This is a genomic window from Azospirillum sp. UENF 112521 (assembly GCF_058780665.1).
The window spans coordinates 1,820,290-1,843,116 of sequence record NZ_JBSNCI010000002.1 but is presented as its reverse complement, the minus strand read 5'-3'; the positions used below and the strand labels follow the sequence as shown (position 1 = coordinate 1,843,116).

At 68.6% G+C, this 22,827-nt stretch carries 19 protein-coding genes; 14 read left to right on the top strand and 5 right to left on the bottom strand.

The window, feature by feature from the left end; translation table 11 throughout:
• Positions 1-131 precede the first annotated feature (131 nt).
• The 9 genes from ACWPN8_RS11015 (at position 132) to recN (ending at position 10,472) form a co-directional block, all read left to right on the top strand.
• Positions 132-1,328, top strand: coding sequence for a hypothetical protein (locus ACWPN8_RS11015; RefSeq protein ID WP_492240793.1), 1,197 nt, complete (start codon positions 132-134; stop codon positions 1,326-1,328).
• A gap of 120 nt (positions 1,329-1,448) precedes the next feature.
• Positions 1,449-2,339 carry a 50S ribosomal protein L11 methyltransferase gene (locus ACWPN8_RS11010; protein WP_492240792.1) on the top strand — a complete coding sequence of 297 codons (891 nt, stop codon included), beginning with the start codon at positions 1,449-1,451 and terminating at the stop codon, positions 2,337-2,339.
• Between the two features lie 65 nt (positions 2,340-2,404).
• Complete coding sequence (locus ACWPN8_RS11005) at positions 2,405-2,878, top strand: tellurite resistance TerB family protein (protein WP_109449146.1); 474 nt, start codon at positions 2,405-2,407, stop codon at positions 2,876-2,878.
• A 170-nt stretch (positions 2,879-3,048) separates the two neighbouring features.
• The gene (locus tag ACWPN8_RS11000; protein ID WP_492240791.1) at positions 3,049-5,100 is read left to right on the top strand and encodes an aminopeptidase P family protein; all 2,052 of its coding nucleotides are present in this window, start codon (positions 3,049-3,051) and stop codon (positions 5,098-5,100) included.
• Positions 5,101-5,345: 245 nt separating this feature from the next.
• Positions 5,346-5,711 carry a chemotaxis response regulator CheY gene (locus ACWPN8_RS10995; RefSeq protein WP_012974572.1) on the top strand — a complete coding sequence of 122 codons (366 nt, stop codon included), beginning with the start codon at positions 5,346-5,348 and terminating at the stop codon, positions 5,709-5,711.
• A 113-nt stretch (positions 5,712-5,824) separates the two neighbouring features.
• Positions 5,825-6,913, top strand: a complete 1,089-nt coding sequence (locus ACWPN8_RS10990) for a protein phosphatase CheZ (protein WP_492240790.1) — start codon at positions 5,825-5,827, stop codon at positions 6,911-6,913.
• 206 nt (positions 6,914-7,119) lie between these two features.
• Positions 7,120-7,845 carry a protein phosphatase CheZ gene (locus ACWPN8_RS10985; RefSeq protein WP_247873135.1) on the top strand — a complete coding sequence of 242 codons (726 nt, stop codon included), beginning with the start codon at positions 7,120-7,122 and terminating at the stop codon, positions 7,843-7,845.
• A gap of 126 nt (positions 7,846-7,971) precedes the next feature.
• The gene (locus ACWPN8_RS10980) at positions 7,972-8,787 is read left to right on the top strand and encodes an outer membrane protein assembly factor BamD (protein ID WP_109449154.1); all 816 of its coding nucleotides are present in this window, start codon (positions 7,972-7,974) and stop codon (positions 8,785-8,787) included.
• Positions 8,788-8,795: 8 nt separating this feature from the next.
• Positions 8,796-10,472 carry a DNA repair protein RecN gene (gene recN, locus ACWPN8_RS10975; protein ID WP_492240789.1) on the top strand — a complete coding sequence of 559 codons (1,677 nt, stop codon included), beginning with the start codon at positions 8,796-8,798 and terminating at the stop codon, positions 10,470-10,472.
• A 32-nt stretch (positions 10,473-10,504) separates the two neighbouring features.
• Here recN and ACWPN8_RS10970 read toward each other — a convergent pair whose 3' ends face one another.
• Positions 10,505-11,398, bottom strand: coding sequence for a LysR family transcriptional regulator (locus ACWPN8_RS10970; protein WP_492240788.1), 894 nt, complete (start codon positions 11,396-11,398; stop codon positions 10,505-10,507).
• A gap of 62 nt (positions 11,399-11,460) precedes the next feature.
• Positions 11,461-12,075, bottom strand: a complete 615-nt coding sequence (locus ACWPN8_RS10965) for an NUDIX domain-containing protein (RefSeq protein ID WP_492240787.1) — start codon at positions 12,073-12,075, stop codon at positions 11,461-11,463.
• Between the two features lie 412 nt (positions 12,076-12,487).
• On the opposite strand from ACWPN8_RS10965, the gene ACWPN8_RS10960 reads away from it, so the two are divergent.
• Positions 12,488-15,019 carry an HWE histidine kinase domain-containing protein gene (locus ACWPN8_RS10960; protein ID WP_492240786.1) on the top strand — a complete coding sequence of 844 codons (2,532 nt, stop codon included), beginning with the start codon at positions 12,488-12,490 and terminating at the stop codon, positions 15,017-15,019.
• Positions 15,020-15,065: 46 nt separating this feature from the next.
• On the opposite strand, the gene ACWPN8_RS10955 is transcribed toward ACWPN8_RS10960, so the two are convergent.
• The 3 genes from ACWPN8_RS10955 to mltA are packed head-to-tail and all read right to left on the bottom strand — an operon-like array spanning position 15,066 to position 17,605.
• A complete protein-coding gene (locus ACWPN8_RS10955; RefSeq protein WP_492240785.1) occupies positions 15,066-15,830 on the bottom strand; it encodes a TrmH family RNA methyltransferase in 765 nt (254 codons plus the stop codon).
• 57 nt (positions 15,831-15,887) lie between these two features.
• Positions 15,888-16,430, bottom strand: coding sequence for a GNAT family N-acetyltransferase (locus ACWPN8_RS10950; RefSeq protein ID WP_109449166.1), 543 nt, complete (start codon positions 16,428-16,430; stop codon positions 15,888-15,890).
• Complete coding sequence (gene mltA / locus ACWPN8_RS10945; protein WP_492240784.1) at positions 16,427-17,605, bottom strand: murein transglycosylase A; 1,179 nt, start codon at positions 17,603-17,605, stop codon at positions 16,427-16,429. Before mltA ends, ACWPN8_RS10950 begins: the two co-directional genes overlap by 4 nt.
• 376 nt (positions 17,606-17,981) lie before the next feature.
• On the opposite strand from mltA, the gene ACWPN8_RS10940 reads away from it, so the two are divergent.
• From ACWPN8_RS10940 to ACWPN8_RS10925, 4 genes are all read left to right on the top strand, one after another.
• Positions 17,982-19,382, top strand: coding sequence for an RsmB/NOP family class I SAM-dependent RNA methyltransferase (locus ACWPN8_RS10940; RefSeq protein WP_492240783.1), 1,401 nt, complete (start codon positions 17,982-17,984; stop codon positions 19,380-19,382).
• A 129-nt stretch (positions 19,383-19,511) separates the two neighbouring features.
• Positions 19,512-21,020 (top strand): leucyl aminopeptidase, encoded by a 1,509-nt coding sequence (locus ACWPN8_RS10935; protein WP_492240782.1) that lies wholly within the window; start codon positions 19,512-19,514, stop codon positions 21,018-21,020.
• Between the two features lie 32 nt (positions 21,021-21,052).
• Positions 21,053-21,502 (top strand): DNA polymerase III subunit chi, encoded by a 450-nt coding sequence (locus ACWPN8_RS10930; RefSeq protein WP_455178465.1) that lies wholly within the window; start codon positions 21,053-21,055, stop codon positions 21,500-21,502.
• Between the two features lie 99 nt (positions 21,503-21,601).
• On the top strand, positions 21,602-22,813 hold the full coding sequence (locus ACWPN8_RS10925; protein ID WP_109449176.1) for an ATP-binding response regulator: 1,212 nt from the start codon (positions 21,602-21,604) through the stop codon (positions 22,811-22,813).
• Positions 22,814-22,827: the final 14 nt, after the last annotated feature.

Sequence of the window (22,827 nt, the reverse complement as noted above, 5' to 3'; positions counted from 1 at the left end):
CCGCCGGCAAGACGGGCTATGCCGGGACACGGCACTGTGGACGGCTTGCCGCACTGTGACGGCCGTCACAGCCGCAGCAGCCGCAGCCGCCCAAGATCGCAGCGGTGCAACGGAGCCGGAGGCCAACCACCGTGTTCGGAACGGGCAGCGTCAGTTACGAGGTTCAGAGCCGCCGCGAAGGCCGTTGGCGCATCGAGGGGGCCTATACCGACCAGGAGTCGGCGCTGTCGGCCGCCCGCTCGCAACTGGCGGCGACGGGCGTGGAAGAGGCGAAGGTGGTGAAGTTCCGCACCGTCGCCGGCCTGTCGCTGGAAACGGTGATCCTGCACAAGACGGTGCCCCAGACCCAGCGCAAGGGCCTGACCCTGGGTGGCACTGCGGAGGGTGCGCCCTTCTGCCGCACGCCGGACGACCTGCGCGGGTTCGAGAGCCGGGTGGTGATCGGTCGGCTGCTGCGCCCCTATCTGGATGCCCAGCGCATCACCCCGACCGAGCTGCTGCATTCCTGGCCGCTGTTCCGCCGGCTGGAGGAGCAGGGGGCGTTGCTGGGCGCCGCCATCCATGCCGCCGCCCGTCACCATGCCGAGATCCATGGTGTTTCCCACGCCGCGCGTGCCCGCGAGTTGCGCCAACTGGTGGAGGCGGTAACCGGGGCTGCCCGCGACGCCCTGGCGGAACGGCGCCGGCTGCCGCACTTTAACGCCGCCGACCTGCCGGGCACCAGCAGCGCCATCGACGAAGCGGTCGGGCATGAGGGCCATGACTCGCTGTTCCTCGTGCTGCTGTCCCAGCATCTGGAGGCCGGCGGTCCGCTCGCCGGGAAGCTGGACATACTGCTGGCGTTGATCGGCGACGATGTCGAGCCACGGCATCTGGTCCTGCTCGACGGCGTGATCGCCGACATCATGGGGTCCGCCGACACGGTCAAGGAACTGCTGGGCGCGCAGCCGAGCCTGCATGCCGGGCTCTGCGCCCTTGCCGACGCCCTGTTCGACCGCGATCCCGACCCGGCGCTGGCGACGATGGCCCCCTCGTTGCGCCGGGTCTGCCGCCTTGCCCTGGAGGGCCGCCTGCCGCAGAGCCGGGCCGTCCTTGTGGAGCGCCTGCGCCAGAGCATCGCCGGCGACCAGCCGCTCGACCGCCGCGATGCCAAGGTGGAGACGGTGCTGACCCATGACCTTGCCGCCCGGTTGAAGGGGGCGGACGGCGCGACGCTCGGCGGAGCGGCCATGGAAAAGGCGCTGGAGCGCCGCCTGCTGCGCCATCGCCAGTCGGTCCTGCGCGCCCAGGGCATGCATGACATCGCCGACCGGCTGGCAGGTCGTTAGAAGGACTGTCGCTAAGGGTTTTCCTCGAAACGGGACGGGCTCCGGAATCCTTGGTCTCTTTCGGGCTTGATGCTAAAAACGCCGCTTCTGTTCTCGCGTCGTCGTCGGAAAGCCCCTGTCATGTCGCAAACCCCGCTCTGGCGCATCGCGCTGGTCGTTCCCGAAGCCCATGCGCCCGCCTTTGCCGAAGCCGTGGGCGACCATGCCGATGCGGTGTCGACCTTTGAACTTGAGGAAGGCGGCAACTGGCTGGTGGAGGCGACCCTGTACGGCGCCCCGGACGAGGCGCGTTTGCAGTCGCGCGTCGCCGTGCTGGCCAAGGCCCTGGGCATCGAGGAGCCGCGGCTGGCTGTCGAGAACCTGCCGCCGATCGACTGGGTGTCGCACAGCTACCAGGGCTTCCCGCCGATTCGTGCCGGGCGCTTCTTCGTCCACGGCTCCCACCATGAGGGCATCGTGCCGGCCGGCAGCATCCCGCTGCTGGTCGATGCCGCCACCGCTTTCGGCACCGGCGAGCATGGCTCGACCAATGGCTGCCTCCAGGCGCTCGACCGGCTGTCGCGCCACCTGAAGCTGCCGCGCGGCGGCCGGCGCGGCGCGCTCGACATGGGCTGCGGCTCGGGCATCCTGGCGCTGGCCGTTGCCAAGCGCTGGCGCGTGCCGGTGACGGCGGTCGACATCGACCCGGAGGCGGTGCGCGTCACCCGCATCAACGCGGCGCTGAACGGGCAGAAAGGCATGATCCGCTCCCAGGGCGGCGACGGCTATCACACCCGCATCGTCGGCCGGCACAAGCCCTACACCCTGATCACCGCCAACATCCTGGCCCGCCCGCTGTCGCGCATGGCGCCGCAGCTGCGCCGCCACCTGAAGAAGGGTGGTTATGCCGTGCTGGCCGGCCTGCTGAACCGCCAGGAACGCCACGTCATCCAGGCTCACCGCAACCAGGGCCTGCGGCTGGTCGCGCGCATCCCGGTTGGGGAATGGACCACTCTTGTGGTGAAGCGTTGAAACCAAAGGGCCGTGATGCGACTTCCCATAGGGACGATGTTCCGACACGTTTCTGGGGAGCAACCATGCTGAACCGCATCCGGTCCTTGTTCACGGGCGAGCATGACGGCGCCGAGCCGGGTGAGGACGCCCTGCAGGCCGCCGCCGCCGCCCTGATGGTCGAGGCCGCGCGTACCGACGACACCATCTCCGAGGCCGAGCGCGACCGCATCCTGTCGGTCGTCCGCCGCCATTTCAAACTGAGCGAGGAAGAGGCGCAGGACCTGCTGTCCGCCGCGGTGTTCGACACCGAGGACGTCTCGCCCTATCTCCGCTACGTCAGCGTCATCATGGACCGCTGCCCGCCCGGCCACCGCCTTTGGATCATCGAGATGCTGTGGGAGGTCGCCTACGCCGACGGCGTGCTGAACGATCTGGAATCGAGCCTGCTGCGCCGGATCGGCGGCCTGCTGCACATCTCCGACGTCGAGCGTGGCGAGGCCCGCAAGCGCGTGCTGGCGCGCCTGGGGCTGCCGGACGACGCCGGGCTGCCGGTGTGACGGATCGGGTGGAAGCCGGAACCGCGCTTCCATCCCAACCGGCCCATCCCGACCGGGCCACTCCAACCGGCCCACTCCAACCGGCATAGCCACCACCCCGCCGCTTGCGCAGGGCCGGCGGGGTGCCTAGCCTGTGTCCACAGGATTCACTCTTCCGAGGAACAGGTTCCGTGCCCAGCGCGATTCCCTCCGCTGCCTATCGCGGCGACGACGCCCTTGCGACCCTGCTGACCGAGGCCGGGACCGGCCGGTCTCCCGCCGATGTCCGCGCGCTGCTGGCCGGCGTGCTGGCGGCGCCGGAGGGAGAGGAACCCGCCGCCTGGGCCGTCCTGGTTGGCGAAAACCTCCCGCCGGCCCTGAGCGAACAACTCCACGCGCTGAAAGCGCAGCTCGCCGCCGAGGCGCCGACGGCCAATCCCGGCCCGGCGCAGCGGCTGGACGATCTGCGCGCCGCGCTGAAGCGCCGTGACCTCGACGGCTTCATCGTGCCGCGCGGCGACGAGCATCAGGGCGAATATGTGCCGCCGCGCGCCCAGCGGCTGGGCTGGCTGACCGGCTTCACCGGATCGGCCGGCAACGCGGTGGTGACAGCCGACCGTGCCGCGATCTTCGTCGATGGCCGCTATACCCTGCAGGTCCGCAGCGAGGTGCCTGCCGACCTGTACGAGTACAGGCATCTGATCGAGGACCCTCTGGCCGACTGGATCGTCGCGGCGCTGCCCGAAGGCGGACGCTTCGGCTTCGATCCCTGGCTGCACACCATCGGCTGGGTGGAGAAGACCCGCGCCGCCCTGGAGCGCGCCGGCATCCTGCTGGTGGCGTGCGAGGACAACCCGCTCGATTCGGTGTGGCAGGGGCAGCCGCCGGCGCCGCTTACCCCCGTGGTGCCGCAGGACGAGGCCTTCGCCGGCGAAAGCTCCGCCGACAAGCGGGCGCGGCTGGCCGACGAGCTGGGGCAGAAGGGCATCGCCGCCGCCGTGCTGACCCAGCCGGACAGCATCGCCTGGCTGCTGAACATCCGCGGCGCCGACGTGCCCTGCACGCCGCTGCCGCTGTCCTTCGCCATCCTGTCCGCCGATGCGTCGGTGGAGCTGTTTCTCGACCCGCGCAAGCTGGCGCCGCAGACCCGCGCCCATCTGGGCAATCGGGTGCAGGTGCGGCCGGTCGAGGAGTTCGGCGCCGCGCTCGACGCCGTCGCCCGCGGTTCCGCCCGCGTGCTGGCCGACCCGACCTGCACCTCGGCCTGGATCGTCGACCGGCTGCATCTGGCCGGCGCCAGGGTGGAGCGCGACGGCGACCCCTGCGCCCTGCCCAAGGCCTGCAAGAACGCGGCGGAACTGGACGGCACCCGCGCCGCCCATGTCCGCGACGGCGCCGCCCTCGTCCGCTTCCTGCACTGGTTCTCCGAAGAGGCGCCGAAGGGCACGCTGACCGAACTGGCGGTGGTGGAGCGGCTGCTGGCCTGCCGGCGCGAGAACGAGCGCTTCCGCGGCGTCAGCTTCGACACCATCGCCGGGGCCGGGCCGAACGGCGCCATCGTCCATTACCGGGTGACGCCGGAGACCGACCGCCGGCTGGAGCCGGGCAGCCTGTTCCTGCTGGACAGCGGCGCCCAGTATCTGGACGGCACCACCGACGTCACCCGCACGCTGGCGGTCGGCGAGCCCGACCCGGCGATGGCGGCGGAGATGCGCGACCGCTTCACCCGTGTGCTCAAGGGCCACATCGCCCTGTCCACCGCGCGCTTCCCGCGCGGCACCACCGGCTCGCAGCTGGACGTGCTGGCTCGGCTGCCGCTGTGGCAGGCGGGGCTGGACTATGACCACGGCACCGGCCATGGCGTCGGCAGCTTCCTGTCGGTGCATGAGGGGCCGCAGCGGGTGTCGAAGGTCGGCAACACCGTCGCCTTGCAGCCGGGCATGATCCTGTCCAACGAGCCCGGCTATTACAAGACCGGCGCCTATGGCATCCGCATCGAGAACCTGATCGTCGTCCAGCCGGTGGAGCCGGAAGGCGAATTGGCGGGCGCGGAGCGCCCGATGCTGGAGTTCGAGCCGCTGACCCTGGTGCCGATCGACCGTGCGCTGATCGAGCGGCCGCTGCTGAGCGATGCCGAGGCCGCCTGGGTCGATGCCTATCATGCAAACGTGCGCGAGTCGCTGTCGCCGCTGCTCGACGAAGCGGCCCGCCGCTGGCTGGATCGGGCGACCGCACCCCTGTGAACCGAGCGGGCGGCTGTATCAAATTGCGGCTTGGGGCTGGGGGCGCCCCTGATTCCGCAAGATGTTGCCGCCCGTGGTAACACGTTCTTTACTCAGCTGCTTCAGTGTGACCCAAGGGGATGACTTTTGGCGGCAGTTAGGGCACTACAGTCGGCATCACTTCCCGGATTACGGCGCAGCCCCCGCGCCGGGTGGGCGTAACGGCCGGTCAGACACCGGCAACGGATTATTGCGGAGACGTCTAGATGAAGATCCTCGTCGTCGATGATTACGCCACCATGCGGCGCATCGTGCGGAACCTGTTGACCCAGATCGGCTACACCGACATCGACGAGGCCGGCGACGGCGTGTCGGCGCTGGCGAAGCTGCGTGAGAGCAAGTTCGGCCTCATCATCTCCGACTGGAACATGGAGCCGATGACCGGCTTGCAGCTCCTGAAGGAAATCCGCGCGGACGCGAAGCTGGCGGCGACGCCCTTCATCATGGTCACCGCCGAGAGCAAGACCGAGAACGTCATCGCCGCCAAGCAGGCCGGCGTGAACAACTACATCGTCAAGCCCTTCAATGCCGACACGCTGAAGCAAAAGATCCAGGCCGTCATCGGCGGCTGATCTTCGGGCTTAGCGATGTGGGGTAGCAAGGACGGCACCCGCCGTCCGGCGCCCGGTTCGGCCGCCCGGGTCAGCAGGGCGGCCGGCTGATCCAGTTTGGGGAGTGGACCGGTTTGGAGCAGCTTCCGCAGCTGTCCGATGAAGAGTTCGAGCAGATCGAGGACGCCATTGCCCGATCGGCGAAGGGCAGGGCATTCCTGCGGCGGCTCCACCGGCGGTCCCTCGGGGCCGCGACGGAGGAAGTGCGCGCCATGCTGCAGGAGTTCCGCGACTCCTGGAGCCGGCAGAACGAAGCGGTGGAGGCCGGCAAGCATGTCGGCGTTCTGCGCCGCGAGCTGATGGAAATGGCCGCCTCGATCGAGCAGGCGAGGCGGGAGGTGGCGGCGCTGCGTCCCCCCGACGGGTCGGGCGACAAGATTCTGTCGGCGACCAACGAGCTGGACGCCATCGTCATCTCCACCGAACGTGCGTCCTTTGAAATCCTGAACGCCGCCGAGCGGCTGATGGATCTGTCGGGCAAGCTGCGGGCCGGCGGCGCCGATCCGGCGATCTGCAGCGATATCGACACCCAGGTGAACGACATCTTCACCGCCTGTTCGTTCCAGGATTTGACCGGCCAGCGCACCAGCAAGGTCGTCAACGCGCTCCGCTACATCGAACAGCGCGTCATGGCCATGATCAGCATCTGGGGCGAGGACGGGCTGGCCGGCATCATGGTCAAGGAAGAGCAGACGGACACCCGTCCGGATGCCCATCTGCTGAACGGTCCGCAATTGGATGGCCATGGCGTCAGCCAGGCCGATGTCGACAGCATGTTCGACAGTCCGGCTCCGGCCGCTCCGCCGCCACCGCCGCCGCCGGCACCGGCGCCGGTGCAGTCGAGCCAGGCCGACATCGACAGCATGTTCGACGCGCCCACCCCCGCTGCGGCACCCGCGGCTGCTCCGGTCAAGGCCAGCCAGGCGGACATCGACAGCATGTTCGATGCTCCGGCGCCGGCAGCCGCCCCCGCGGTGGCGAGCCAGTCCGGTATCGACAGCATGTTCGATGCGCCCGCTCCCGCGAAGAAGCCGGTTCCGAAGCCGCCGGGCGCCGCCCCGAAGGCAAAGGCCGCCTCCAAGCCCGCCCCGCCCCCGCCGCCCGCGGCGGCGGAACCGCCGCCCCCGCTGGATCAGGCGGCCATCGACGCCCTGTTCGGGTAAGGGCCGGCCGCAAGCCGGCGGCTTACGAACCGACAGCCTGTGCCGACAGAACCTCATGGGTTTACCGGATTGACCGTCCCAGCCCGCCGATGGCCGGATGAGGCACGGTCAGCCGATCAGAACGCAGAACCGACGCGCGACCAGACATCCATCACCACAGGCCACAAGGCGGCCGTTTCCGAGAGGCGGGACCGAGGATGAAGCAGATGACCAAGCCCTTCATGGCCGAGCTTCAGAAAGCCCGCAAATCCGGGCACCCGTTCCAGGCACTGATCGAAGATGGCGCCGCCGTGGCGGCGCTTCCGGTGCCGACGCAGGTGGTTCAGGCCGACAACACCGAGGTGCTGCGCGCCGTCAGCGACCTGGGCGCCAAGCTCGACCGCTTCCTGGCGATGGACGCGGCGCAGATCGACCAGATCCAGGTGGAGATCGCCGACATCTCCGGCCGGATCAAGGCGACCAAGGTGGAGATGGCCGCCATCCGCCACCCGCTGGCCGGCGACGACAAGTTCCAGCAGGCCAGCCAGGAACTGGGCGCCGTCGTCGCCGCGACGGAGGCCGCGACCAACACCATCATGGCCTGCGCCGAAGAGCTGGAAGAGGTGGTGTCGGAGCTGAAGTCGTCCTTGCCGGAGGGCTATCACAACGACCGCGTCAACGACATGGTCGATGTGATCGTCCGCATCTATGAGGCCTGCAACTTCCAGGATCTGACCGGCCAGCGCATCACCAAGGTCGTGCGCGCCATGTCCTTCATCGAGGAACGCGTCGACGCGATGATGGGCCTGTGGAACAGGCGCGAGTTCGAGGCGATGCCTCTGCCGCCGTCCGTCACCAAGAAGGACGAGAACCTGGACCTGCACGGTCCGGCCGAGGCGACGCCCGACAGCGGCAACATCAGCCAGGCCGACATCGACGCGCTGTTCGGCTGAGGCGCTTCCGATCCGATTTCCGTCGCGGGCGGGGAGGGGCATATCGCCCACCCCCGCGTTACCGCTTGCGGCGCCCTTACCCCGGCGTGCTATACAGGGGCAACTTCGAAAGCGCCCAAGACGACGATGCTTCCTCGCCCGTACCGCCTGCCGCTGACGGCCATCCTCCTGTCCGCCGCCCTCTCCGCCTGCTCCTCCACCAAGGAGGACGCCTATGTCGAGCGTCCGGCCGACCAGCTCATGTCGGAAGCCGACGCGGCGATGCGCGAGGAGTCCTACAAGAAGGCCGCGAAGCTCTACGACGAGGTGGAGCGCCAGCATCCCTATGCGGATGCGGCCAGCAAGGCGCAGCTTCTTGCCGCCTACGCCCAATACCAGGATCTGAAGTACGACGACGCCATCCTGGCGCTCGACCGCTTCATCCAGCTTCATCCGGGCAGCCCGGATGTCGATTATGCCTATTACATGCGGGCTCTGTGCTATTACGAGCAGATCACCGACGTGCGCCGCGACCAGCGGATGACGCGCCGGGCGCTCGACGCCCTGCAGGAGGTGGTCCGCCGCTTCCCCGACAGCAAATATGCCCGCGACGCGAAGCTGAAGATCGACCTGACCAACGATCACCTTGCCGGCAAGGAGATGGAGGTCGGGCGCTTCTACCTGCGTCAGCATCAGTACACCGCCGCGATCAACCGGTTCCGCGCCGTCGTTGAAAACTACCAGACCACGTCCCATGTGCCTGAGGCGCTGCACCGTCTGGTGGAGTGTTATCTGGCGCTGGGCGTGACCGACGAGGCGAAGGCCGCCGCGGCCGTGCTCGGCCACAACTTCCCCGGCAGCGAATGGTACACGGACAGCTACGCACTGCTGGTGGACGCCAATCTGCGTCCCGAGCGAAACGAGAAGTCGTGGCTCAATCGAGCCTGGAACTCCCTGTTCTAGGACGCTCCATGCTCGTGTCGCTGACGATCCGGGACGTCGTCCTGATCGAGCGATTGAGCCTGTCCTTCCGCAAGGGCCTGTGCGCCCTGACCGGTGAGACCGGTGCCGGCAAGTCGATCCTGCTCGACGCGCTGGGGCTGGCCCTCGGTGCACGCGCGGATTCGGGTTTGGTGCGCCACGGCGCCGATCAGGCCGCCGTCACTGCGGAGTTCGAGCTTTCGGGCGACCACCCGGCCTTCGCCATCCTCAAGGAACAGGGGCTCGACTCCGATTCCGGCGATGGTGCACTGGTGATCCGCCGCACCGTCAACACCGATGGGCGCAGCCGCGCCTGGGTGAACGACCAGCCGGTCGGCGTCGGCCTGTTGAAGACGTTGGGCGCCGAACTGGTCGAGGTGCATGGGCAGTTCGACACCCATGGTCTGCTGAACCCGCAGACCCACCGCGGCGTGCTCGACGCCTATGCCGGCCTGTCGGCCCAGGCGGCGCAGGTCGCCGCGTCCCACCGTGCCTGGAGGCAGGTGGAGGATGCGCGCCATTCCGCCGCCGCCGACATCGCCCGCGCCCGCTCCGAAGAGGAATATCTCCGCCACGCCGTGGCCGAACTGGACGCCCTCGCCCCCAAGGCCGGCGAGGAGGAGGAACTGTCGGAGACCCGCGCGGTGCTGATGCATCGCGAAAAGCTGGTCGACGGCATGAATGCCGCCTATGCCGAACTGTCGGGCGACCGTGGCGTCGAGCGCGCCCTGTCCTCGGCCATCCGCACGCTCAGCCGCATCGCCGACCGGGCCGGCGGCACGTTGGATCCGGTGATCGCCGCCCTCGACCGCGCGGCGACCGAGGCGGGGGAGGCGATTGCCGCCCTCCAGGCCGTCTCCAGCGGTGTCGACATGGACCCGCGGGCGCTGGAAAAGCTGGAAGAGCGGCTCTTTGCATTGCGCGCTGCCGCCCGCAAGCATGGCGTGGATGTCGATGCGCTGGCCGCCCTCCGGGAGGAGATGGCCGGACGCCTGCTGCTGATCGAGGATCAGGGCGACCTGCTGGCCAAGCTGGCGAAGGAAGCCGAACAGGCCCGCGCCGTCTTCCACAAGGCGGCCGAAGCGCTGGGCGCCGCCCGCCGCGAGGCCGCCGGCCGGCTGGACGTTGCGGTTGCCGGCGAACTGGCGCCGCTGAAGATGGAGAAGGCGAAGTTCCGCACGCTGGTCGAGCCGGTCGACGAGTCGGAATGGAGCGCTGCGGGCATCGACCGCGTCGCCTTCCAGGTCGCGACCAACCCAGGCTCGCCGCCGGGGGCGCTCAACAAGATCGCCTCGGGCGGTGAGCTGGCGCGCTTCATGCTGGCGCTGAAGGTGGTGCTGGCCCAGACCTCCACCGTCGGCACGCTGGTGTTCGACGAGGTGGACACCGGCATCGGCGGCGCCGTCGCCGCCGCGGTGGGCGAACGGCTGGAAACGCTGGGCCATGGCCTGCAGGTGCTGGTCGTCACCCATAGCCCACAGGTCGCGGCGCGCGGTGCCGTCCATCTGAAGGTGCAGAAGTCGCAGAAGGGTGAGCAGGTCACCACCGGCGTCGCCGAACTGGATGGCGACGAGCGGCGCGAGGAGATCGCCCGCATGCTGTCCGGCGCCACCGTCACCGCCGAGGCCCGCGCCGCCGCCGACAGCCTGATCGCCGGCCGCGGCTGATCCCTCAGAGCGTGCGCTTTTGAAAAGAAAGGCTATTCCGCTGCCAGCGCCTCGGCATGGCGGCGGAACAGCCGGACGAGGGCATCCACCACCGCGGCCACGGCCGGAGCATCGCGCCGGTCGCGGTGGACCAGCAGATGGACGTCTTCGCGAAGCTCGGCCGGCGGATCGACGACGCGGACCAGCGCCGGTTCGGCATCGCCCAGCACGCAGGGCAGCAGCGTCAGCCCCATCCCGCGCCGGGCGGCATCGAGCCGCATCGGCAGTTCGCTGAGCCGGGCGACGATGCGGGCGCCGCGCTCCCGGACCGTATCGTCCACCCATCCGGATTGCGATGGCCGCCGCCGTGTCTCCGGCAGCCCGACCACGGCCGCGCCGTCCCAACGTCCGGACCAGTCGTCGCGCAGCCCCCGCATCGCATAGAGGGTGAAGCCGAAGGCTCCCAGCCGGCGGGTGACCAGGTCGCCTTCGGGCGGCACCCGGTCCATGCGCAACGCGATGTCGGCCTCGCGCTGGGCCAGATTCAGGGTGTTGCGGGTGCTGAGGATGGTCAGGTCGGCGCCGGTCTCCGCCAGCAGCTCGGCCAGATGCAGGGTGAGAAAGGCGGAGACGGAGGTCGTCGCCGTCACCCGCACCGGCTGTGCCGTCGCGGCCAGCCGGTCGGCGTTGCGGGCGAAGGCAGCGGCGGCATCGCCCATGGCCGCGGCGCTGTCCAGCACGGAGCGGCCGAGCGCCGTCAGCTCCAGCCGGTTGGGCAGCCGGTCGAACAGCGGACCGCCCACCGCGTCCTCCAGCCGTTTCAGCCGGCGGCCCAGGGTCGGCGGGCTCAACCGCAGCCGTTGGGCGGCACCGGTCAGGCTGCCGCACCGTGCCGTGGCCAGGAAGGCGCGGATGTCCTCCCAGTCGAGGTCGCCGTCGTCGATCATCCAGTCCCCGTCCGAATCGCCTGGTCCCAATCCTTCCGGCCTGGCGGGGCGGGGGAATGCCGTCACCGCGGCAACAGGCCGTGAAGGGCGGCGTACTGCAACAGCATGATGGTCTTGCCGTCCAGGATCGCCCCGCTGCCGACCATCGCAAGGGCATCGGCGAAGGTCAACTCGACCACCTCGATGTCCTCGCCCTCCTCGGCGAGTCCGCCCCCCTCGCTGCGGTCGGCGGCGCGGTATTCGGCGACGAAGAAGGCCAGCCGCTCCGTCACCGAGCCGGGGCTCATGAAGGCGTCGAACACCCGGCGCGGCGCCTGGACGGTCACGCCCAGCTCCTCTGCGGCCTCGGCCCGGATCGCCTCCTCGGGGCTGCGGTCGTCGAGCAGGCCGGCGCACACCTCCAGCAGCGGTTCCGGATGGCCGTTGACGTAAGCCGGGAAGCGGAACTGCCGGGTCAGCAGTACAGTGCCGCGGGTCGGATCGTAGAGCAGCAGGGCTGCCCCGTTGCCGCGGTCATACGTCTCCCGGCTTAGGGTCTGCCAGCTGCCGTCACTCCGTCGATAGTCGAAGGTGGTTTTCTTCAGAACATACCAGTCGTCGGACAGCAGCGTGACGTTGCGGATGCGGATGCGCTCGTCCGAGGCAATGGAATCGTCGGCAGGGAAAAGGATTGTCATGGCGCATCCCGATGGTCATTGAACGACCGTTACCCTGCGTCATGAGCAGCTTGTGGGCAGCCTGCCGAAGATGAAAGGGCCCCTTGCGGAAATTTATGGCTGCCGCCGACCTTCGGCAACGATGTTTATTTGCAGTTGAAGAAAAGTTGCGGCGAAGCGAGAGCGCTGCCGGTGCAGCCAAGCTCTGATGGTCATTATCATACGCAAGCACGTTGCAAATCTTATCCTATGTTAAGTTAACGGCCTTTAATTAGAACGTAGGAATAGCCATTTTGGAGCGTTGCAGCGTTCCAAACTCCTGCCTAAATTGTTGATGAATTCCCTCGGCTGCGCGTGACAAACGACGCCGGTCCAGCTTCCGCTAGAGGTCGCGTTTGTCTGAAGTCTTCGTTCGATGAGTGGGCCGGTTCCTATGGGGTCTGTCGACCTCACCGATTGCGACCGGGAGCCCATCCACCAGCTGGGCCTGATCCAACCGACCGGTTTCCTGATCGCCGTCACGGCCGATTGGATCGTCGTCCATGTCTCGGACAACATCGGACGCTGGCTGGGTGTCGAACCCGACGATCTGCTGGGGCATCCGCTGGCGGCCTTCATTTCAGGCGAGGCGTTGCACACCATCCGCGGCCGGTTGCAGGTCGCCCACATCAACGGCAGCGTCGAGCGCGCCTTCAGCGTCCATCTGTCGGACATCGCCCCGGTTTGCGACGTGGCGGTCCATCTGTCCGGCTCCACCATCGTCATCGAGGCGGAACCGAGCGAGGGCGAGGGGCCGCAGGATTCGGGATCGTTGCTGCGCTCGATGATCGCACGGGTCCAGAACACCCGCGGCTTCGACGGTTTCTGCCGCGAGGCGGCGCGCCAGATGCGGGCGCTGACCGGATTCGACCGGGTGATGGTCTACCGCTTCGCCGACGACGGAGCGGGGGAGGTAATCGCGGAATCGGCGGTGCATGGCATCGGCAGCTTCCTCGGCCAGCGATACCCTGCTTCCGACATTCCGCAGCAGGCCCGGCGCCTGTATGAGCGCAGCTGGCTGCGCTGCATTTCCGACGTGAACGCGCCGCCGGTGCCAATCGTGCCGACGGTCGATCCGATGGGCCAGCCGCTGGACCTGTCGCTCAGCCTGCTGCGCAGCGTCTCGCTGATCCATGTCGAATATCTGCGCAACATGGGGGTGAACGCCTCGCTGTCGGTGTCGATCCTGCGGCACGGCAAGCTGTGGGGCCTGTTCGCCTGCCACCACCGCCATGCCCGCTCGCTCTCCTTCGAGCGCCGGACCACCGCCGAACTGTTCGGCCAGATGGTCTCGCTGCTGCTGGAGGGGCGGGAGCGCGAGCAGGAAAGCCAGCAGGAGGCGCAGGCCCGCCGCGCCCATGTCCGCATCATGTCGATGCTGGCCGACAGCGAATCGCCGCTGGACAGCCTGGTCAGCTTCGCGACGGAGTTGCGGGCGCTGATCGATTGCGACGGCTTCGCCTGCTGCATCGACGGCCAGCTGCATATGGAAGGCGAGACGCCGACGCGGGAGGAGACTCTGGGCGTCATGCGGTTCCTGCACCGGACGCCGCCCAGCAAGATTTATCTGACCGACCAGCTTGGGACGGTGCATCCGCCGGCCCGCGACTTCACCGAGCGGGCCTGCGGCCTGCTGGCGATTCCGGTGTCGCGGATGCCGCGCGATTATCTGGTTTTCTTCCGCAAGGAGCTGGTCCGCACCGTCACCTGGGGCGGCGACCCGACCAAGCCGGCGCAATACGGTCCCAACGGGCCGCGCCTGACCCCGCGTAAGAGCTTCGAGGCCTGGAAGGAGACGGTTCATGGCCGCTCCAAGCCCTGGACCGAGCTGGACGAGCGCAACGCCGAATCGCTGCGGGTGACCCTGCTGGAGGTGGTGCTGCGGCTGGCCGACGTCGCCGGCCGCACCCGCAAGGAGGCGACCGAGCGGCAGGAGCTGCTGATCGCCGAATTGAACCACCGCGTCCGCAACATCCTCAGCCTCGTCCGCGCCCTGGTGCGGCAGAGCGAGTCGGGGGCGGAAACGGTACAGCAGTTTGCCGCCATCGTCGCCGGCCGCATCGAGGCGCTGGCCCGCGCCCATGACCAGATCACCGCCGACAATTGGGGGCCGGCTTCGCTGCGAGCCCTGATCGCGGCGGAGATCGGCGCCTATCTGTCGGCAAAGAGCGAGCGGGTGCGGCTGACCGGGCCGGAGGTGCTGCTGGCGCCGCAGGCCTTCTCCGTCTTCGCGCTGGTGGTGCATGAGCTGACCACCAATTCGGCCAAATACGGCGCGCTCAGCGACAGCAGCGGTTGGGTCGAGGCCGACTGGTCGATCGACGAGGGCGGACGGTTGCTGATCGACTGGCAGGAGAATGGCGGCCCACCGGTGCGGGCGCCGTCGCGCACCGGTTTCGGCACCACGGTGATCGAGCGCTCGGTCCCGCACGACCTGCAGGGCGAGGCGGAGGTGACCTATGCCCTGTCCGGCCTGCGTGCCCGCTTCATGATCCCGGCGCGGTTCGTCACCATCGCCGACAGCCTTCCCACCGGCAACCGGCGCAGCCTGCCGGTTCCGGCTGCCGATTTCTCCATCGGCGGCCCGGTGATGCTGCTGGAGGACAACATGATCATCGCCATGGCGACGGAGGATGTGCTGCTGAGCTTCAACGCCAGCCGCGTCAACACCGCCGCCAGCGTCCGCCATGCCCTGCGCCTGATCGACGATGACCCGCCGGTGGTCGGCGTGCTGGACATCAATCTGGGCAACGAGACGTCGGTCGCGGTCGCCGAACGGCTGCGGGAACTGGGCATCCCCTTCGTGTTCGCGACGGGATATGGCGAGAGCGCCGCCGTGCCGGAGCGGTTCGCCGATGTGCCGGTGCTGAAGAAGCCCTACGGGTCGGATCAGGTGGTCCAGGTGCTGGCGTCGGTGATGGGGTAGGGCGCCCGGTCAGCGAACCACCGTCGCCTGTTCTCCCGGTCCCCGCCTATCCCTTGACAGCCGCATAGCGCGCGAACAAAGCCACGCTGACCGCAACGGTGGCGTTCAGCGACTCCACCGCCCCGGTCGTCGGCACCGACAGCCGCGTCGCCGGGCAGTCGGCAGGCACGCCCTGGCCTTCCTCGCCCAGGATCAGCCGCATGTCCGCCGGCCAGTCGAAGCGGGTCAGGTCCTCTCCCCCGCCGTCCAGGGCGTAGAGCGGCCCGGCCGCCTCGTTCACCGCCGTCCAGCGCGGTCCGCGCAGCATGGTCAGCGTGAACTGCGCGTTCGACGCCGCCCGCAGGCATTTGGGGTGGAAGGGATGCGCCGCCCCTTCCAGCAGGACGATCCGCGACACGCCGAAGGCCGCGGCGCTGCGCAGCAGGGCGCCGAGGTTGCTGGGATCGCCCAGCGCACAGAGCAGTTCCAGCCCCTGCGGCTGCTGCGACAAATCGATGGCCGGCATCTTCGGCACGGCGCCGACCAGCAGCGGGAAGCCGGTGCCCGACACATCCAGCATGCGGAACAGGGCAGGCGCCAGCTGCACCGGCTCCACTCCCGCCGGCAGCCGCCAGGAGGCGATCTGCGCCGGGTCGGTGAACAGCACGCGCTCGAACCGCGCGGGATGCTGGCGCAATGCCTCGGGAACGGTCTTCAGGCCGGCCAGCAGGAACTTGCCGTTCTTCTTCAGCCCACGGCTTTCCAGCGCCGATTCCCACAGCTTGAACTGAGGATTCTGCGGGCTTTCGATCAGCAGGGGCAGACGGGTCATGGCAGCAGGCTTTCCGGCAGGGAGATGTCCCTGCCTAGCACAGCAGCGCCGCGGAAGTCAGGTGTTGAGGCGGCGGCCGAGGAACAGCAGGGGGCCGCGCTGGCAGGCGTCGGTGAAGCCGGCGCGCTGGTAGAACTCGACATTGCGGGCGAAGACGGCGGTGACCAGATGGACGCCGGGCAGGCCGTCGTCCCGGCAATCCTCGGCAAACCGGTCGACCAGCCGCCGCCCCAGCCCATGTTCCCGCCATCCCGGCCGGACATTGACGTGAAGATGGGCGGGGTAGGCGGCGAAATGATCGGCGAAGACCTCGTATTTCGGGATGCGCCGGGCCAGTTCGACCGAGCCGGCGCTGTCCTTGCAGCCGGTGAGGTAGCCGACGACCTGTCCGTCGGCCGCCACCGCCATCCAGATGTCCTGCGGTGCCTCATCCACGAACCAGCCGGTCCAGGTGGCGAGGAAGGCGGCGCGCTCGGCAGCGGACGCGAACTCCGTCCGGGTGGTGGAGGCGAAGAAGATTTCCTCCAATGCCGCCAGGGCCGCCCCACGGTCGGGCAGGGCGGTCAGCCGTTCCAGCCGGATGCGGTCCTCTGCGGTCATTTCCGTTGGGCGGTCTCGACCGACAGGTTGCGCGGCGCCAGCATGGTGTAGTGACCGCGCGCCTTCATCACGCCGGCCCCTTCCTCCGCCTGCGGGCCGTGGCCCCAGAACAGGTCGCCGCGCACGGGCCCCTTGATGGCGCCGCCGGTGTCCTGCGCCATCACCAGCCGGTTGATGGCGCCGCCCGGAACCGGGGCGTCGCGCACCTCCAGCCACAGCGGCACGCCCAGCGGGATATGCTCGGCATCCACCGCAAGGCTGCGGCCGGGGGTCAGCTCCATGTTGCGGGCGCCGCGGGCGCCAACCTCGGGCTTCACCTTGAAGAAGACGTAGGAGGGGTTGAGGTTCATCACCCGCTGGGCCTCGGCCGGATGGTCCTTCAGCCAGCGCCGGATCGTCTGCAAGGACATCTGTTCCGGCGTGGCGTCGCCGATGTCGATGATATGGCGGCCGATCGGGTAATAGCTGTGACCGTTCTGGCCGGCGTAATGGATGCCGACCACCGAGCCGTCGGCCATGATCGCCCGGCCGGAACCCTGGATTTCCAGGAAGAAGGCGTCGACCGGGTCGTCCACCCACATCAGTTCCAGGCCCTTGCCCTTCAAGGCGCCGTTGTCGATGCGGGCGCGGCTGGGCATGCCGTTCTTGCCGCGGGCCGGCATGCGGTAGAGCGGGACGTTGTAGCGCTCGGTCCGGGTCCAGCTGCCGCGCAGCTCGATCTCGTAATAGCCGGTGAAGAGGCCGTTCTCGCCGTTGCTGACGTCGCGGGGAGTGAAGAAGGTCTCGAAGAAGCGGCGCGCCGCCTCGCTGTCGCCGGGGGGCAGGTCGCGGGCGGCGGCGCAGATGGCGCGCCAATCGTCGGTGGTGCCGGCGGCGCGCAACTGCCCCAGCGACTTGCCCGGCGGCTGGTTCTTCACCCAGCCGCAGGTCCGCTGCACCGCGGGGACCGCCTGGGCGTGGTCGTCGTCGATCCAGCCGGCGAGGTGGCGGAAATCGGGCGAGACCTGATCCCAGGTCGGGCGCTGGGCGGTCCGCCGCTGCCCGTCCACCGTCGGGGCGGTGCCGGCGCAGGCCGCCAGTGTCGCCAGCAGCCCTCCGATCAGCGCCATCCGCAGGCCGCGGCCGGCGGCTTTCCTCACGTCACGCGCACACGTCACCCCAGCCGCAGCCGCCATCGCGCACTCCGCCACCAGCATCCGATCTGTCCGTCGAAGACCTCCGACCGGTCTCCCGCCCTGGCGGTCCGGTCACGACAAGGTCACATCACCCGATTGTTTGTGCCGGTGGTTACCCCGAGTCGTCAATCCCCAACCTGCACTTTCGGATAGGTCGCGTCTGCTTGTCACGGGCGTGGGCGCGACAGAGCCGCTCGGGGGCCAAGCGGAGCTGCCGCGCGGCGGCAGGACGTGACAGAACGCGGCAAACGCGGTATCGACAGCCCATACGTGAAGGACCGTCCGCGATTTGCATCCCGTCCCCCACTCGCAAGGGGGAACATGCGGGCGGCCGGTCCTGTTCGCCGCCATGTGACACCCCAAGGGACCAGACGCCATGACACCCGCCGCCCGCCTCCAGGCGGTCATCGATCTGCTGACCGAGATCGACGAGACCCCTCGCCCCGCCGACGCGGTGATGAGCGCCTATTTCCGCAACCGCCGCTACATCGGCTCGAAGGACCGTACCGCCATCGCCCAGATGGCCTACGCGATCCTGCGCCGCCATGCCCGGCTCGGCTGGTGGATCGAGCGCGGCGGCTACGAGCGCCCCACTCCGCGCGCCCGCGTCCTGGCCTATCTGCTGCTGGAGGAGAACCGCAACGCCGGCGTCGTGCTGGAGATGTTCAGTGGCGGCAAGTTCGCCCCGGCCCGCCTGACCGACGACGAACTGGCGATGGTCGGCAAGCTGGAAAGCCACACGATGGAACATCCCGACATGCCGGAGACGGTGCGGGTGGAATGTCCGGAGTGGGCGGAAGCGCCGATGCGCGCCTCGCTGGGCGACCGCTTCGGGGTCGAGATGGAGAAGCTGCTGGAGGCGGCTCCGCTCGACCTGCGCATCAACCCGCTGAAGGCCAACCAGCAGAGTGCCATCAAGGCGCTGGCCAAGGCGCAGATCACGGCGGAAACCACGCAATGGTCGCCGCTGGGCCTGCGGGTGAAGGGCCGTCCGCCGCTCGGCAGCGTCGATGCCTTCAAGGACGGCTTGGTCGAGATCCAGGACGAGGGCTCGCAGCTGGTGGCACTGGCGGTGGCGCCCAAGCCCGGCCATCAGGTGGTGGATTTCTGCGCCGGGGCCGGTGGCAAGACGCTGGCCGTTGCCGCGCTGATGAAGAACAAGGGCCGCGTCGTCGCCTGCGACGTGCTGGACAAGCGCCTGAAGCGCGCCGCCGAGCGGTTCCGCCGCGCCGGCCTGCACAACATCGAGGCGCATCCGCTGACCAGCGAGCGCGATCCCTGGGTGAAGCGCCACAAGCGCAAGTTCGACCGCGTGCTGGTCGATGCGCCGTGCTCCGGCACCGGCACCTGGCGCCGCAACCCCGACGCCCGCTGGCGCCAGCTGGGTCCGGGGCTGGAGCAGCTGCTGCCGCTTCAGGCCAACATCCTCGACAGCGCGGCGCGTCTGGTGAAGCCGGGCGGGCGGCTGATCTACGCCACCTGCTCCATGCTGCATGACGAGAACGAGGCGCAGGTCGAAGCCTTCCTGCAGACCCACCACGACTTCATCGTCAAGCCGGTCGCCGAGGTCTGGGCGGAGGAGGAGGCCGGCGCGCCGCCGCCGGTCGACGGTCCGTACCTGCGGCTGACACCGGCCAAGCACGACACCGACGGCTTCTTCGCCGCCGTGCTGGAACGTCGCGCCGAGGAGACGGTGTCGGAGGAGAGCGTTTCGGACGTCGGCATCGAGCAGGGCGAGGTCGATCCGGTCGAGCTGGGCAAGGCGATCGATGCGTGAGCGAGGGGGAGGGGGCGTCTCCCCCCTCCCACCCTTGACAGCCGGGGTGGCGCGCTCCTTATCGGTGGGGTAGGCTTTCCGCCGTTGAGACAATCCGGGCGCGTTCGCCCAACCCCTCAAGAGGACCAGATGAAGTTCTCCTTCGCCAAGCTGTCCCTGCCGGCCTCCGGCGTGCTGGCCGTGACCGTCGCCGCCGACCGCAGCCTCGGCCCGATCGGGCGCGAGCTGGATCAGAAGACCGGCGGGGCGCTGGCCCGCGCCATGGCCGCCGCCCGCTTCAACGGCAAGAAGGACGAGACGCTGACGCTGCTCGCCCCGGCCGGGACCGAGCTTGACCGCATCCTGCTGGTCGGCATCGGCAAGGACGCCGACCTGACCGATCTGGTTCTCCAGTCCGCCGGCGGCGCCATCGCCGTGCAGCTCGACAAGGCCGCCGACGAGGCCGCCCTGCTGGTCGAGCTGCCGGAGGGGACCGCCCTGTCGCCGGCATCCGCCGCGGCCGAGATCGCCTTCGGCGCGCAGCTGCGCTCCTACAAGTTCGACAAGTACCGCACCAACGACAAGAAGTCCGACAAGAAGGAGCCGAAGCCCAGCCTGCGCAGGCTGACGCTGCTGGTCGAGGACGACGGTGCGGCCAAGTCGGCCTTCAAGAAGCTGGATACGCTGGCCGACGCCATCCGCTTCACCCGCGATCTGGTGTCGGAGCCGGCCAACGTCATCTATCCGGAAAGCCTCGCCGAGAAGACGAAGGAGCTGGAACAGTTCGGCGTCGAAGTCGAGATCCTCGACCAGAAGAAGCTGCGCAAGCTCGGCATGGGCGCCCTGCTGGGCGTTGCCCAGGGCAGCGCCTGCGAGCCGCGCGTGGTCGTCATGCGCTGGAACGGCAACCCGGAGGCCGACGACAAGCGTCCGGTCGCCTTCATCGGCAAGGGAGTGACTTTCGACAGCGGCGGCATCTCGATCAAGGGTGCGGCCGGCATGGAAGACATGAAGTGGGACATGGGCGGTTCCGCCACCGTGATCGGCACCATGTACGCGCTGGCCGCCCGCAAGGCGAAGGTCAACGCCGTCGGCATCGTCGGGCTGGTCGAGAACATGCCGTCCGGCACCGCGCAGCGTCCGGGCGACATCGTCACCTCGGCGTCGGGCCAGACCATCGAGGTCATCAACACCGACGCCGAAGGCCGCCTGGTGCTGGCCGACTGCTTGTGGTACGCGCAGGACGTCTACAAGCCCAAGCTGATGGTCGACCTCGCCACCCTGACCGGCGCCATCATCGTGGCGCTCGGCCACGAGCATGCCGGCCTGTTCTGCAACAACGACGATCTTGCCATGAACCTGACGGCCGCCGGCCTGAAGGTGGGCCAGCCGGTGTGGCGCATGCCGATGAACGACGCCTATGACAAGGAGATCGAGTCGCCGGCCGCCGACATGAAGAACACCGGTTCGGGCGGCGGCGCCGGCAGCATCGTCGGCGCGCAGTTCCTGAAGCGCTTCGTCAACGACACGCCGTGGGCGCACATCGACATCGCCGGCGTGGCCTGGGCGAAGAAGGACGGCGCTACCGTTCCGAAGGGCGCGTCGGCCTTCGGCGTGCGGTTGCTCGACCGCTTCGTGGCCGACTTCCACGAAGCCTGATGGCAAAGGCTTGATGCGTGCGTGAAGGGGCCATGACCGAAGTCCGCTTCTACCACCTGCAACGGCGCACGATGGAACAGGCGCTGCCCAAGATCCTGGAGAAGGTTCTTGAGCGGAACTGGCGTGCCGTCGTGCTGGCCGGCTCGGCCGAGCGGGTGGACATGCTGAACCAGCATCTGTGGACCTACGATCCCGGCTCCTTCCTGCCGCACGGGGCTGCGCGTGACGGCTTCGCCGAGCGCCAGCCGGTGTGGCTGACCGACACCGACGAGAATCCGAACAGCGCCACCGTGCTGGTCACGGTGGATGGCTGCGTCAGCGACCGGATGGATGGCTACGACCTCGTCTGCGACCTGTTCGACGGCAACGACGAGGAGGCGGTGCTGGCCGCCCGCCAGCGCTGGAAGGCCTGCAAGGCAGCCGGCCACAGCCTGACCTATTGGCAGCAGACCGACCGGGGCGGTTGGGAAAAGCGCGCCTGAGCGGCGGCCTTTGACGGTGTCCGCTCATTTCCATTGCATTCGATCCGTTCAGAAGCAAAATTGATTGCCTATGCGGACGGTTCAAAGGTGCATGCTCCGATGAACAGGAGCCAGATCGACCCGGCGCTCGCCCAGCAGGTCAAGGACGCGAGCATCCTGATCGTGGACGACAACCCGTCCAACGTCGAACTCCTGCGGGAAATCCTCAGCCATGACGGGTACAGCCGGGTCCGCGGCGAGACCGACCCGCGCAAGGTTCCCGACCTCTGCGCGGCGGAACCGTTCGACCTGCTGCTGATCGACATCCGCATGCCGCACATGAGCGGCTTCGACCTGATGGAGCGGCTGAAGCCGGTCTTCGGCGACGATTACGTGCCGATCCTGGTGCTGACCGCCCAGACCGATCAGGAAACCCGGCGCAAGTCGCTGGAACTGGGCGCCAACGATTTTCTGACCAAACCCTTCATCGCCTGGGAACTGCTGCACCGTGTCCGCAACATGGTGGAGATCCGCAAGCTCTACCGCCGCGCCGCCGAACAGAACCGCGAGCTTGAACACCGGGTGTCGGAACGCACCGCGGAGCTGTCGGACGCGCTGGAGGCGGCGCGCAAGGCCGACCGCGCCAAGCTGGACTTCCTGGCGGTGATGAGCCACGAGTTGCGCACCCCGCTCAACTCCATCATCGGCTTCGCCGACGTGCTGGCGGCCGAGGGGATGGGCAAGCTGGGCCATCCCGATTATTTAGAATATGTGAAGCTGATCGAGGAAAGCGGCCGCTCGCTGCTGACCATGGTCAACAACATCCTCGATTACACGCGCGGCTCCACCGGCTCCATCGAGATCCAGGAGAGCGACGTCAACATCCCGCAACTGCTGGCCGGCTGCGCCGACATGCTGGCGCCGAAGGCTGTGGGCAAGCAGCTGTCGCTGACCGTCCAGCCCTGTCCGTCCTTCCGCATGCGCATCGACCGCCGGCGGCTGCGCGAGATGGTGCTGAACCTGCTGGACAATGCGGTGAAGTTCACCCAGTCCGGCGGCCATGTCGCGGTGACGGTGGAGGATCGTGGCGAGTTTGTCGGGCTGACCGTGCGCGACGACGGGCCGGGCATCCCCACCGAACTGATGGGCCGCATCTTCAACCCCTTCACCCAGGCCGAACGCTCTCTGGTGCGCCAGCATGAAGGGGTTGGGCTCGGCCTGCCCATCGTGCGGCGCTTCGCCGAGCTGCATGGCGGCGGGGTGGAACTGGACAGCGTGTCGGGCCGCGGGACGGCGGTGACGATCCTGCTGCCGAAGGACCGGCTGCTGTAAGGGAAGGGGAGAGA

What these genes read in the sequence shown, in the direction of transcription:
- ACWPN8_RS10965 (WP_492240787.1), bottom strand. Translation starts at nt 12,075, where the DNA reads ATGACAATCCTTTTCCCTGCCGACGATTCCATTGCCTCGGACGAGCGC.
- ACWPN8_RS11010 (WP_492240792.1), top strand. Translation starts at nt 1,449, where the DNA reads ATGTCGCAAACCCCGCTCTGGCGCATCGCGCTGGTCGTTCCCGAAGCC.
- ACWPN8_RS10935 (WP_492240782.1), top strand. Translation starts at nt 19,512, where the DNA reads ATGAAGTTCTCCTTCGCCAAGCTGTCCCTGCCGGCCTCCGGCGTGCTG.
- ACWPN8_RS10930 (WP_455178465.1), top strand. Translation starts at nt 21,053, where the DNA reads ATGACCGAAGTCCGCTTCTACCACCTGCAACGGCGCACGATGGAACAG.
- ACWPN8_RS10925 (WP_109449176.1), top strand. Translation starts at nt 21,602, where the DNA reads ATGAACAGGAGCCAGATCGACCCGGCGCTCGCCCAGCAGGTCAAGGAC.
- ACWPN8_RS10995 (WP_012974572.1), top strand. Translation starts at nt 5,346, where the DNA reads ATGAAGATCCTCGTCGTCGATGATTACGCCACCATGCGGCGCATCGTG.
- ACWPN8_RS10940 (WP_492240783.1), top strand. Translation starts at nt 17,982, where the DNA reads ATGACACCCGCCGCCCGCCTCCAGGCGGTCATCGATCTGCTGACCGAG.
- ACWPN8_RS10955 (WP_492240785.1), bottom strand. Translation starts at nt 15,830, where the DNA reads ATGACCCGTCTGCCCCTGCTGATCGAAAGCCCGCAGAATCCTCAGTTC.
- ACWPN8_RS11005 (WP_109449146.1), top strand. Translation starts at nt 2,405, where the DNA reads ATGCTGAACCGCATCCGGTCCTTGTTCACGGGCGAGCATGACGGCGCC.
- ACWPN8_RS10970 (WP_492240788.1), bottom strand. Translation starts at nt 11,398, where the DNA reads ATGATCGACGACGGCGACCTCGACTGGGAGGACATCCGCGCCTTCCTG.
- recN (WP_492240789.1), top strand. Translation starts at nt 8,796, where the DNA reads ATGCTCGTGTCGCTGACGATCCGGGACGTCGTCCTGATCGAGCGATTG.
- ACWPN8_RS10960 (WP_492240786.1), top strand. Translation starts at nt 12,488, where the DNA reads ATGGGGTCTGTCGACCTCACCGATTGCGACCGGGAGCCCATCCACCAG.
- mltA (WP_492240784.1), bottom strand. Translation starts at nt 17,605, where the DNA reads ATGGCGGCTGCGGCTGGGGTGACGTGTGCGCGTGACGTGAGGAAAGCC.
- ACWPN8_RS10985 (WP_247873135.1), top strand. Translation starts at nt 7,120, where the DNA reads ATGACCAAGCCCTTCATGGCCGAGCTTCAGAAAGCCCGCAAATCCGGG.
- ACWPN8_RS10980 (WP_109449154.1), top strand. Translation starts at nt 7,972, where the DNA reads ATGCTTCCTCGCCCGTACCGCCTGCCGCTGACGGCCATCCTCCTGTCC.
- ACWPN8_RS10950 (WP_109449166.1), bottom strand. Translation starts at nt 16,430, where the DNA reads ATGACCGCAGAGGACCGCATCCGGCTGGAACGGCTGACCGCCCTGCCC.